This window comes from Streptosporangium subroseum (assembly GCF_900188345.1).
Classification (GTDB): domain Bacteria; phylum Actinomycetota; class Actinomycetes; order Streptosporangiales; family Streptosporangiaceae; genus Streptosporangium; species Streptosporangium subroseum.
In genome coordinates this window covers 23901-35624 of sequence record NZ_FZOD01000059.1, presented here as the reverse complement: position 1 = coordinate 35624, position 11724 = coordinate 23901, and the positions used below count along the sequence as shown (strand labels likewise).

General features: G+C 71.3%; 10 protein-coding genes and 1 riboswitch. Of the genes, 9 read left to right on the top strand and 1 reads right to left on the bottom strand.

Annotation, left to right across the window (positions count from 1 at the left end):
* The first annotated feature begins 12 nt into the window (after positions 1 to 12).
* The 3 genes from CHC08_RS37410 (at position 13) to CHC08_RS37400 (ending at position 2595) form a co-directional block, all read left to right on the top strand.
* Positions 13 to 975, top strand: a complete 963-nt coding sequence (locus CHC08_RS37410; RefSeq protein ID WP_218825678.1) for an ABC transporter permease — start codon at positions 13 to 15, stop codon at positions 973 to 975.
* A complete protein-coding gene (locus tag CHC08_RS37405; protein ID WP_089212120.1) occupies positions 972 to 1739 on the top strand; it encodes an ABC transporter ATP-binding protein in 768 nt (255 codons plus the stop codon). The genes CHC08_RS37410 and CHC08_RS37405 overlap by 4 nt, the downstream gene beginning before the upstream one ends.
* A gap of 82 nt (positions 1740 to 1821) precedes the next feature.
* The gene (locus CHC08_RS37400; RefSeq protein WP_089212119.1) at positions 1822 to 2595 is read left to right on the top strand and encodes an enoyl-CoA hydratase; all 774 of its coding nucleotides are present in this window, start codon (positions 1822 to 1824) and stop codon (positions 2593 to 2595) included.
* A 208-nt stretch (positions 2596 to 2803) separates the two neighbouring features.
* On the opposite strand, the gene CHC08_RS37395 is transcribed toward CHC08_RS37400, so the two are convergent.
* Positions 2804 to 3304 (bottom strand): DUF402 domain-containing protein, encoded by a 501-nt coding sequence (locus CHC08_RS37395; protein ID WP_089212118.1) that lies wholly within the window; start codon positions 3302 to 3304, stop codon positions 2804 to 2806.
* A 52-nt stretch (positions 3305 to 3356) separates the two neighbouring features.
* Positions 3357 to 3470: riboswitch (SAM riboswitch) on the top strand.
* Positions 3471 to 3507: 37 nt separating this feature from the next.
* On the opposite strand from CHC08_RS37395, the gene CHC08_RS37390 reads away from it, so the two are divergent.
* From CHC08_RS37390 to CHC08_RS37365, 6 genes are all read left to right on the top strand, one after another.
* Positions 3508 to 4440, top strand: a complete 933-nt coding sequence (locus CHC08_RS37390; protein WP_089212117.1) for a glutathione S-transferase C-terminal domain-containing protein — start codon at positions 3508 to 3510, stop codon at positions 4438 to 4440.
* Positions 4441 to 4525: 85 nt separating this feature from the next.
* Positions 4526 to 6277 carry an FAD/NAD(P)-binding protein gene (locus CHC08_RS37385; protein ID WP_089212116.1) on the top strand — a complete coding sequence of 584 codons (1752 nt, stop codon included), beginning with the start codon at positions 4526 to 4528 and terminating at the stop codon, positions 6275 to 6277.
* Positions 6278 to 6452: 175 nt separating this feature from the next.
* Complete coding sequence (locus CHC08_RS37380) at positions 6453 to 8075, top strand: ABC transporter substrate-binding protein (protein ID WP_089212115.1); 1623 nt, start codon at positions 6453 to 6455, stop codon at positions 8073 to 8075.
* The gene (locus CHC08_RS37375) at positions 8072 to 9043 is read left to right on the top strand and encodes an ABC transporter permease (protein WP_089212114.1); all 972 of its coding nucleotides are present in this window, start codon (positions 8072 to 8074) and stop codon (positions 9041 to 9043) included. The genes CHC08_RS37380 and CHC08_RS37375 overlap by 4 nt, the downstream gene beginning before the upstream one ends.
* A 112-nt stretch (positions 9044 to 9155) precedes the next feature.
* Positions 9156 to 10025 (top strand): ABC transporter permease, encoded by an 870-nt coding sequence (locus tag CHC08_RS37370; RefSeq protein WP_089212137.1) that lies wholly within the window; start codon positions 9156 to 9158, stop codon positions 10023 to 10025.
* Positions 10022 to 11629: a dipeptide ABC transporter ATP-binding protein gene (locus CHC08_RS37365; RefSeq protein WP_089212113.1), complete on the top strand. Its 1608-nt coding sequence runs from the start codon at positions 10022 to 10024 to the stop codon at positions 11627 to 11629. The genes CHC08_RS37370 and CHC08_RS37365 overlap by 4 nt, the downstream gene beginning before the upstream one ends.
* The last annotated feature ends 95 nt before the right edge of the window (positions 11630 to 11724 follow it).

Genomic DNA, 11724 nt, shown 5'->3' with positions numbered 1-11724 from the left:
GGGAGCGTGGACATGGAGATCCGGCCCGGACCCGACCGGCTGCGGCCCGGGCGGGTGCAGCTCGCCCTGCTCCTCTCCCAGAGAATCACGGCTCTGATGAGCGCGAGGACCGTCGCTCCCGTCGCGCCCCCCGACACGGGACGCAGGACCTGGGAGCCGCTGCCCCGGCGCGGGGGCCGGTCCCGCCCGGCCTGGACGCGCGGGCGCTCCGGCGGGGCGGGGCTCTCCCTGAGAGCCCGCTGGGGTCTGCGCGCCGCCTCGATCCTGGTCCCGCTCGCCGTCTGGACCGCCGTCAGCATGGCGGGGCTGGTCGACCCGGCCTTCCTGCCGTCTCCGCCGGCCGTGCTGGAGGCGTTCGGGGAGATGCTGGGCACCGGGCAGTTGGTCCGGGACACCCTCGCCAGCCTTGGCAGGGTCGGGGCCGGGTTCGGGCTGGCGGTGTTGATCTCGGTGCCGCTCGGCGTCGCGATGGGCACCTCGCGGGTGGCGCTGGCCCTGCTGGAACCGGCCGTCGGCCTGCTCCGCTACATGCCCGCCAGCGCCTTCATCCCGCTTCTGATCATCTGGCTGGGGCTCGGCGAACCGTCCAAGATCGCGATCCTCGTGCTCGGCGTCGTGTTCTTCAACACGCTGATGGTCGCCGACGCCGTACGGAGGGTCCCGGGTGAGCTCGGCCAGGTCGCGGCCACCCTCGGCGCCAGGCCCGGGGAGGTCCTCCGGAAGGTGACCTGGCCGTACGCGCTGCCGGCGATCGTGGACGCGGCCAGGATCAACGCCGCCGCCGCGTGGAACTTCGTGGTGGTGGCCGAGCTCATCGCGGCCGAGTCGGGGCTCGGCTACCGGATCGTCCGCGCCCAGCGGTTCCTGCAGACCGACAAGATCTTCGCGGTGCTCATCGTGATCGGGATCGTCGGCCTGCTGATCGACGTCGCGCTGAGAATCCTGCGCGACCGCCTCGGGAGGTGGGTGGTATGAACCTCGTACTGAGCGGGGTGGCCAAGGACTACGGGACCACGCGCGTGCTGGACGGCATCGACCTGTCGATGGAGCCGGGCGAGTTCGTGTGCGTGGTGGGCGCCAGCGGGTCGGGCAAGTCCACGCTGCTGTCGCTGATCGCCGGGCTGTCGCCGGTCAGCGCGGGCTCGGTCTCGCTCGGCGGGGTGCCCGTCCAGGGGCCGGGGCCCGAACGCGGGCTGGTGTTCCAGTCGGGCGCGCTGTTCCCCTTCCTCACCGTGGCCCAGAACGTGGCCTTCGGGCTGCGGCTGCTGCCGATCTCCCGGGCCGACAGGGAGCGCCGGGTCCGCTGGTACCTGGGCGAGGTCGGGCTGTCGTCCTGGGCGGACGCGCTGCCCCGGCAGCTGTCCGGCGGGCAGCGCCAGCGGGTGGCGATCGCCAGGGCGCTGGCGTGCGAACCGGCCGTGCTGCTGCTGGACGAGCCGTTCGGGGCGCTCGACGTGCAGACCAAGGAGGACATGCAGCTCTTCCTGCGCGAGGTGTGGCGGGACATGGGAACGACCGTGCTGATGGTCACCCACGACGTCGAGGAGGCCGTCATGCTCGCCCAGCGGGTGCTCGTGTTCTCGTGCGGTCCCGGCCGGGTCGCCGCGGAGGTCCCGATCGTGCTGCCCGCCTACCGCGCCCTCGCCATCAAGCGGACCTCCCTTTTCCTCGGGCTGCGCGCCACCGTGGAGGACCTGGTCCGCTCGCACATGCTGTCGCCGGAGAGGGAAAAGGTATAGAACCATATTCTGGAGCTGTCCGGACGGGGCGCTCTCGTGCGGAAGGCCTCCGGGAAAGGGGGCTCCCGGGAGGGGAGACGAGATGGTCGACCTGGTGCTGTCGTCGATCGAGCGGGGCGTGCTGACGCTGACGTTCAACCGGCCGGACAGGCTCAACGCCTGGACGGGCGAGATGGGGCGGCGTTACTTCGACCAGCTGGCCGAGGCGGAGCTGGACCCCGAGGTCCGGGTGATCGTCGTCACCGGAGCGGGGAAGGGCTTCTGCGCCGGGGCGGACTTCCAGACGCTCGGCGCCATCCAGGACGGCTCCTACAAGGGCGAGCCGGACAAGCGTCACAACACCTTCCCGACCACGATCCGCAAGCCGATCATCGCCGCGGTCAACGGCGCCTGCGCCGGGCTCGGCATGGTCCACGCCCTGATGTGCGACCTGATCTTCACCGCGGACGAGGCGAAGTGGACCACCGCCTTCGCCCGGCGCGGCCTGATCGCCGAGTACGGCCTGTCGTGGATCCTGCCCCGGCTCATCGGCCATGCCAAGGCCATGGACCTGCTGCTGTCGGGCCGCACCTTCTCCGGGGCCGAGGCCTACGAGCTGGGCCTGGTCAACCGGTCGGTGCCCCGGGAGGGTCTGCTGGAGGAGGCCACGGCCTACGCCCGCGAGTTGGCCGCCTTCAGCTCGCCGGCGTCGATGGCCGTGATGAAGCGTCAGATCTGGGGCGACTGGAGCCAGACCCTGGAGTCGTCGGAGTCCGCGGCGGCGCGCCAGATGGTGGAGGCCTTCACCAGACCCGACTTCGCCGAGGGCGTCGCCAGCTTCCTGGAGCGCCGCGCCCCCGATTTCCCTCCGCTGTAGACCCTCCCCAGGCCGCCCGGCCGGCTTGCGCGGCGGCGAGCCGGCCGGGCCTCGGACGTGTTGGACGTGAGGGCGTCGCGGCGCCCGGCGGTGAGCACCGCAGGAGCGTGGGACGACGGAGCGGGGTGTGGTCGGCGGGTGGCGCCGGGTGGCCGGGCCGTACCGGAGGGGGGTGGTCCAGGTCGACCGGGACGGGAGACGGGGCGGCTCAGGTCACCTGAGCGAGCCAGTGGGGAGCGGCGCCGAAGGGGGCGGCGCGGGTGCGGACCGCCTCCATCAGCCGGGCGGCCGTGGTGCGGGCGTTCTCGATGACGTCGGGGGGATAGGCGTAGCGGACCTGGTGCTCCTCGAACTCGTCCTCGTCGTCCAGGATGACCCGGCCGTCGCGCATGCGGATCACGTCGAGGTCCAGGTCGACCATGGTCACCTCGCCGTCGCTCCACTGGGGCACCGTCGCGATGTCGCAGTAGATCTCGACCTTGTGCGGGAGGGCGTTGAAGGAGGCCGTCCACCAGCCGTCCCGGGGGAAGAGCATCACGAACGCGGAGGGTGAGGGGACTACGGGCCCGTTGCCCTTGCGGGCTCCCGAGCCTGCCGTGCAGCCGATCCACACGCCGTGCTCGTCCTCGCCGAGGAGCAGGCTGGGGTGGTTCCAGTGCAGAGACCCGTCGTACTTGCGGTAGACCACATTAACGATCTCATGTGACATCCCTCGACTTTAAGGCTTGACATAGATCTATGTATTTCCTACCTTCTAACTAGGTTAAGAGTGTCAGTGCAAAGCCCCGGCTGGCTGACCGGCAACCCTCGCACCGCGGCGGGGTGCCCCCGGGGAGAGACCTGGCGGCACGGTGGGCGTGCCGCAAGCGCGAACCCCTCACCGGGTTACCGAGACATGCCTGGGAGCACCACATGTCCGAGATCACACTCAACTACGCCGGCCCCGTCGACCTCGACACCTACGGCCGCTACCGGCCGGGCGGCCGTCCCGGCCCCCGCTACCCCTTTCAGGGACGGATCGGGACGCCCGAGTTCCCCGCCGAGCCCGGGCGCTATCACCTCTACGTCGCGGCGGTCTGTCCCTACGCGCAGCGTGCGGCGATCGTCCGCTCGCTCAAGGGACTGGAGGACGTGGTCTCGCTGTCCTACGTGGACGACGACCGCGACGGGCGGGGATGGGCGTTCCGCGAGCGGCGCGGGGCCGACCCGGTGAACGGGTTCGCCACGCTCAGGGAGGCCTACGAGGCGACCGAGCCCGGGTTCGACGGGCACGTCTCGGTGCCGACGTTGTGGGACAGGGAGACCGGGCGGATCGTGAGCAACAACTTCCCCGACATCACGATCGACCTGGGCACCCGGTTCGACGGCGATCCCGAGGCCGACCTCTACCCCGAGGAGCTGCGCCCGGAGATCGACGCGCTCAACGCGAGGATCTACGAGTACGTCAACACCGCGGCCGGCCGCGTCGGATCGGCGACGACGGAGGCGGAGTACGGCGAGGCACGGCAGGCCGTGATCGCCTTCCTGGAGGAGCTCGACGCCCGGCTCGCCGACCGCAGGTTCCTGTTCGGATCGGGGATCACCGAGGCGGATGTCAGGCTCTGGCCGACGCTGCTCCGGTTCGATGTGAGCGACAACCCGGCGGCCAGGATCAGTGAGCGCCCGCTGACCGCGTTCCCGAACCTGTGGGCCTACGCCAGGGACCTCTACCAGCATCCCGCCTTCCGGGAGAACACCGACCTCACCGCGCTCTCCACCCCGACGGGGGAGACCGACCCCTGGCGGATCCCGGCCCAGCCGTTCCAGGCCGACTGGGAGCAGTCCCATCACAGAGCCGCCGTATGAGCGGGCGCGGGGCCTTCGCGATCCTCACTCCGTCGAGTCCGTCGAGTCCGTCGAGTCCGTCGAGTCCGTCGAGGGAGGGAACGTTATGAGCGCGGTCGCCGTCGTCGGCGCGGGGCCGACCGGCACCTGCCTGGTGGAGCGGATCTGCGCCAACGCGGCCGAGCTGCTGAGCTGGCCGTCGCTGGACATCCACGTGATCGACCCCTATCCGCCGGGCGGTGGCCGGGTCTGGCGCAAGGAGCAGCCCGACCTGCTCTGGATGAACTCCACCGCCGCCGACGTGACACTGTTCACCGACGAGTCGGTCCAGTGCGAGGGGCCGATCCGCCCCGGGCCCTCCCTCGCGGAGTGGCTCGGCCGCGACCCCGGCCTGTTCGCCCCCCGCCCTGTCCAGAACGCGTACTTGTCCCACGTCTTCCAGCGCGCGGTGAAGACGGCTCCGCGCGGGGTCCGGGTGCACGTGCACGCGACCCGCGTGCTCGACCTGGCCGACGTTCCCGGCGGCCAGGCGGTGACGCTGGAGAACGGCCGGACGATCGAGGTGGACGCGGTGATCCTGGCCCAGGGGCACGGCGACGTGACCCCGACCAGGGAGGAACGGTCGCTGGCCGGCCTCGCCGCAGGCAGCGGGCTGCACTACGTTCCCACCGGTTACGCGGCCGACCTCGACCTGGACGCGATCCCCGGGGGAGAGCCGGCGATCGTGCGCGGCATGGGGCTGGCCTTCGTCGACCTGATGGTGCTGCTCACCTCGGGCAGGGGCGGGCGGTTCGTCCGCGAATACGATGAGGAGCTCGTCTACCTGCCCAGCGGGCGGGAGCCGCTGCTCCACGTGGGATCGCGACGCGGCGTGCCGTACCACTCCAAGACCGGATACCCGTTCCGCGGCGTCCGCCCGCCGGTGCCGCGTTTCCTCACCGCGAAGGCGCTGGGCGAGGGACCGTGGAACTTCCACCGGGACGTGTGGCCGCTGGTCCGCAAGGAGCTGGCCTTCGCCTACTACCACGAGCTGATCACCGCGCACCCGAAACGATCCCGGGTGGGCTGGGAGGAGTTCCAGGAGGCGTTCGCGGCCGAGGAGTGGGGCAGCCTCGCGATGCGGAGGCTGATCCGCCAGGCCGTGCCCCGGCACCTGGACCGGCTGGACTTCGAACGGCTGGACCGGCCGCTGGAGAAGATACGGTTCGGCGACTCGGCGGGGCTGCAGAAGTGGATGCACGGCTACCTGGCGACGGATCTCGACCGGCGTGCCGACCCCGCGCACAGCGCCGACCACGCCATGATCCTCGGACTGCTCTCCGTCTACGGCGTCCTCGCCGAGCTGGGCATCTCCGACCCCTGGTTCCACGGCTTCTTCAGCTACGTCGCCAGTGGCCCGCCGGGCCCCCGGCTGGAGGAGCTGCGGGCCCTCGCCAAGGCCGGCGTGGTCACCTTCCTCGGCACCGATCTCCAGGTGGGACATCGCGACGGGCGGTGGTGGGCGCAGAGTCCCAGCGTGCCCGGCGGGGTGGAGGCCACGACCCTGATCGAGGCCAGGCTGCCCGCGCCCAGCGTGAGCCGGGCCACCGACCCACTGATCACCGCGCTCCGCGACCGGGGCGAGGCCGAGGAGTCCGCCGGGCTGCTGAAGGTACGGCCCGCCGACCGCCGCCTGCTCGATCGATCCGACACCCCGCATCCCCGCAGGTTCGCCTTCGGCCCCTGGGTCGTCGGCGGACGGGCCACCGGCGGTTTCGCCCGGCCCGGATTCAACGCCCCGCTGTTCCGGCACGCCGACGCGCTCGCCCGGATCGTGCTGTCCGAGACCGTCGCCACCCAGATCAGCCACGTCGCATGAGCCGCCACCCGGAGCGGTCACCGCGCATGAGCCGCCGCCTGAAGCGGTCACCGCGCATGAGCCGTCGTCACCCGGACCGGCCGTGCCGGATGACCTGCCGTAAGAACCGTATAAGCCGTATGAGCCGCATGAATGGTACGAGCCGTCGCGTGAGTCGTCGGATGAGGAGAAGTCAGTGAAATCGCAATGGGGCGCCCTGGCGCTGGCCGGGGTGCTGACGCTGGCGGCGTGCGGGAGCGAGGCTCCGACGGCGACGGCCGGCGATGGGGGCGGCGGATCGCTGGTGTGGGCCGTGGAGACGCAGCCGATCACCTTCAACCCGCACCAGTGGGGCCAGAACAAGGCCCGATTACTGGTGCACAACCAGTTCGACAACCTGATCGCCCGGGGGAAGAACGGCGAGTTCCTGTCGTGGCTGGCCAAGGCCTGGGAGGTCTCCAAGGACGGCCTGACCTACACCTTCCAGCTCCGCGAGGATGTGACCTTCCACGACGGGGAGAAGTTCGACGCCGCGGCGGTGAAGGCCAACCTCGACCAGCTCGTCTCGGAGGGCTACAACCCCGCGGTCAAGGCGATCCAGCTCCGCAACTTCGGCTCGGCCGAGGTGACCGGTCCGTACGCCCTGAAGGTCACGCTGAAGGCCCCCGACGGTATCTTCCTGGACTTCCTCGCCTCACCGCTGGCCGGCCAGGTCTCGCCCAAGTCGCTGAAGAACGCCAAGGACCTCAAGGCCGGCGGGGTCGACGTGGTCGGCACCGGGCCGTTCATCCTGGACCGCTTCACGCCGGGCCAGGAGGTCCACTACAAGCGCAACCCGGCCTACAACTGGGCGCCGCCCAGCGCCGGTCACCAGGGTCCGGCGCACCTGTCCGAGGTGACCTACCGCTTCCTGCCCGAGGCCGCCGTCCGGGTCGGCGCGCTGACCTCGCAGCAGGTCCAGGTCATCGAGGGCGTGCCCGCCACCGAGGTCGGCCTGATCAAGAGCGACCCGGCGCTGAAGCTGGAGACCAGCCTCAACTCGGGGAGCGCGTTCTCCTACTACTTCAACCTCTCGCACGCGCCCTTCGACGACAAGCGGGTGCGCGAGGCGTTCCGGGACGCCGTCGACGTGGACGCCGTGCTCAACTCGGTCTACCAGGGCACCGCCAAGCGGGCGTGGAGCATCATCGGCCAGGGCAGTCCGGCGTTCTACGACGCCTCGCTGGAGAACACCTTCGGCAACAACCCGGCGCGGGCCAACAAGCTGCTCGACGAGGCGGGCTGGGACAAGCGCGACGGCGAGGGCTTCCGGGTCAAGGACGGCAAGCGGCTGAGCGTACGGTCGGTGTCCTCGGCACCGTACGTCAGGGATCGCCGTGACGTCCTCGCCCAGGCGATCCAGGCGTCGGTGAAGCAGAGCGCGGGCATCGACTTCCAGGTCAAGCTGGTCGACGACGGCACCGCGCAGAAGGCCTACAAGGAAGACCAGTACGAGGTCTTCGAGAACTCGCGCGGCGACACCGACGCCGGGGCGGCGCTCAACCTGATCCTGCCGAAGGGCGCCGCGATCAACCGCACCCACGTCGAGAACGCCGAGCTGGACAAGCTGCTCGCCGAGGCGTCGGCCACCTCCGACCCGGCCGAGCGCAAGGAGCTCTACGCCAAGGTGCAGAAGATCGTCGTCACCGACGAGGCGCTGCTGCTCCCGGTCTACGTGCCCGCCGACCAGATCGCCCACGGCGCGGGCGTCACCGGGGTCACCTTCGAGCCGGTCTCCGGCACCCCCAACAGTGCTTACGACGTCCGGATCGGGACGTGAGCACTCTCCAACTCACCCGGCGGCGGGGGCTGGCCGCCGCCGGGTGGCTCGGCCCCGTGGTCCGGCGGCTCGGGTCCGGCCTCGCCGTACTCTGGGCCGCCGCCACGGCGGCCTACGTCGCCCTGCTGTTCGCCCCCGGCGACACCGTGGACGTGCTGATCGGCGACGGTCTCGACACCCCCGAGCGACGGGCGCAGATCATCGCCGAGTGGGGGCTGGACCGTTCGGCGCTGGAACAGTACGGCGACTATCTGGCCCGGCTGCTCCGGGGCGACCTCGGCCACTCCTACATCCTGCAGCGCGGAGTCGGAGACGTCCTGTCCTCGCAGATCTGGCCGACCGTCTCTCTGGCGCTCACCGCGGCGGTCTTCGGGGTGGTGCTCGCCCTGGTGCTCGCGCTGGCCACCGCAGGGCGCAGGTCCCGGTTCGGCGACCTGGTCGGCCTGTCCGAGCTGGTGGTGGTCTCGGTGCCGCCGTTCCTGATCGGGATCCTGCTGCTCGCGGTGTTCTCCTTCACCCTCGGCTGGTTCCCGGTCTCCGGGGACCGCGGCTTCGTCTCGCTCGTCCTGCCCGCGGTGGCGCTGGGGCTGCAGATCTCCGGAGTGCTCGGCCAGGTGCTGCGCGAGGGACTGGAACGGGCGCTGGAGGAGCCGTTCGCGGTGACCGCGCGCTCGCGTGGCATCACCGAGTGGCGGCTTGTCATCCGGCACGCCCTGCGGCACGCGCTGCTCCCCGCCGTCACCCTCCTCGGCTGGTTCACCGGCGTCCTGCTCGGCGGCGCGATCATCATCGAGGCCGTCTTCGGCCGCCCCGGGCTCGGCCAGGTCACCGTCTCCGCGGTGACCGGAAAGGACATGCCGGTGGTGATGGCGGTCGTGCTGCTGTCCGCGCTCGCCTACGTGACGGTCAGCACGATCGTCGACCTCGCCTACCTCGCGATCGACCCCCGCCTGAGGAGAAGCCGATGACACCCTGGCCGGCGAAGGGCCGCGACGACATCGGCGACACCACAGCCGGGGAGTCGCCGACGTCCCGTCCGAGGACGTCCAGGTCGTGGAGAACCCGCCCGAGGAGAAACCGATGACGACGGTCACCGAGGCGCCGCAGATCGCCCCCTCCGCTCCCACCCCCCCCAGGCGCCGGTACGGCGTGCCTCCCGGGCTGATCCCCCCGCTGCTGTTCCTGATCGTCGCCGCGGTCGCCGCGACGGCCCCGAGGCTGCTGACCGGGGTGGACCCGCTGGCCGCCGATCCGCTGCACGCGCTCGCCGGGCCGAGCGCCGGGCACTGGTTCGGCACCGACCATCTGGGCAGGGACGTGCTGGCCCGCGTCGTCCACGGCGCCGGGCACTCGCTGAGCATCGGCGCGGCGGCGATCCTGCTCGCCACCGGGATCGGCACGCTCCTGGGCATCGTGGCGGGGCTCTCTCCCCGATACCTCGACGAGTTGCTCAGCCGCCTGTTCGACGTCCTGGCCACCTTCCCCGAACTGCTGCTCGCCCTCATGGTCATCGCGATCACCGGTCCCGGCACCGGCAACGTCATCCTCGCGATCGGTGTGGCCCAGATCCCGAACTACGCCCGCGTGATCCGGGCGCAGACATTTGTGGTCCGCCGTTCCGGCTATGTCGAACAGGCCGTCACCTTCGGGCTGTCCCGGCCGGTGCTGGTCCTGCGGCACGTCCTGCCCAACGTGCTGGGCCCACTGCCGGTGCTCGCCACGATCGGCATGGGCACCGCCATCATCGCCACCTCGGGTCTCAGCTTCCTCGGCATGGGCCCGCAGCCGCCCAGCCCCGAATGGGGCTCCATGCTGTCCGAGGCCCGCAACTACCTGCGCGTCGCCCCGTGGACGGCCCTCTTTCCCGGCCTCGCCGTCACGCTGACCGTCATCAGCCTGACGCTGGTCGGGCGTCGGCTGCAACGCCGTTTCGAAGGGAGAAACCCATGAGCCTGATCGAGGTCGAGGACCTGCGGGTCGCCTTTCCCAAGGCCGGCGTGGAGGCCGTACGAGGAGTGAGCCTGTCGATCGCGCCGGGGGAGTGCGTGGCGATCGTCGGGGAGTCAGGCTCGGGCAAGAGCGTCACGGCCAGGACCCTGGTGGGACTGACCGGCCCCGGCGCGACGGTGACCGCGGGCAGGTTCACAGTGAAGGGGCAGGACGCGCTCCGGTTCGGGCAGCGGGACTGGCGGCGGCTGCGCGGCCGGTTCGCCGGGCTGGTGCTGCAGGACGCGCTCCTGTCGCTCGACCCGCTCCGCACGGTCGGCGACGAGATCGCCGAGGTGCTCGCCACCCATGACGTCGTGTCCCGCGCGGACCGCAAGGCAAGGGTGATCGAGCTGCTCGACGCGGTCGGCGTGCCGGAGCCGGAGGTGCGTGCCCGGCAGTACGCCCACCAGCTCTCCGGAGGGCTGCGCCAGCGCGCCCTGATCGCCTCGGCCATCGCCGCCGACCCTCCGCTGATCATCGCCGACGAGCCGACGACCGCGCTCGACGTCACCGTGCAGGCCCAGATCCTGCGCCTGCTCGCCGCCCGCAGAGCGGAGGGCACCGCCCTGCTCATGATCAGCCACGATCTGGCCGTGGTCTCCTCCATCGCCGACCGCGTACTGGTCATGAAGGACGGTGTGATCGTCGAGGAGGGGCCGACCGCCCGCGTGCTGTCCGCGCCCGCGCACGACTACACCAGGCTGCTGCTGGCCGCCGTGCCCTCGGCCGCCTCACGCGGCACCCGCCTGTCCGCGATCGCCGGAGGCGTGTCGCTGCGTGCCCCGCTGCCCGAACGGCACGTCGGCCACGGCGCGCCGGTCGTGGAGGTCTCGGGTCTGTCCGCGGCGTACGGCACCCGCAAGGTGGTGGACGACGTCTCCTTCGAGGTCTATCCGGGCGAGACCGTCGGCATCGTGGGAGAGTCGGGTTCGGGCAAGACGACCGTCGCCCGGCTCGTGCTGGGCCTGCTCGAGCCCGTCTCCGGCGGGGTTCGGCTGAACGGCGACCCCTGGTCGGGCGTCTCCGAGCGTCGGCGCCGCTCCCGCCGATCCGGCATCCAGGTGATCTCCCAGAACCCGCTCGGCTCCTTCGACCCCCGCTACACCGTCGGCCGCCTGATCGCCGAACCCCTCAGTGGGTCCTCCTCGGACAGGAAGGCCCGGGTGATCGAGCTGCTGGGCCGGGTGGGCCTCGCGCCCGACATCGCCGGCCGGCACCCCCGGCGCCTCTCCGGCGGGCAGCGCCAGCGGGTGGCCATCGCCAGGGCCATCGCTCCCCGGCCCGACGTGCTCGTCTGCGACGAACCGGTCTCCGCGCTGGACGTGTCGATCCAGGCCCAGGTGCTCGACCTGCTCGCGGAGATCCAGGCGGCCGACGGCACCGCGCTGATCTTCATCTCCCACGACCTCGGAGTGGTGCACCACATCAGCGACCGGGTCCTGGTCATGCGCGAGGGACGGGTCGTGGAGGAGGGGCACGTGGACGAGGTGTTCTTCATCCCCAAGCACGACTACACCCGCGAGCTGCTCGGCGCGGTGCCCAAACTGGCGCCGGCCGAGCCCTGACGGAAGCACGCTCACACCCGTGAGGCGCTCGAACCGATGTCCGCCGGGCTCCGGCAGAAGCGTGATCACATCTGTGAGGTGTTCGATGTCCGGGC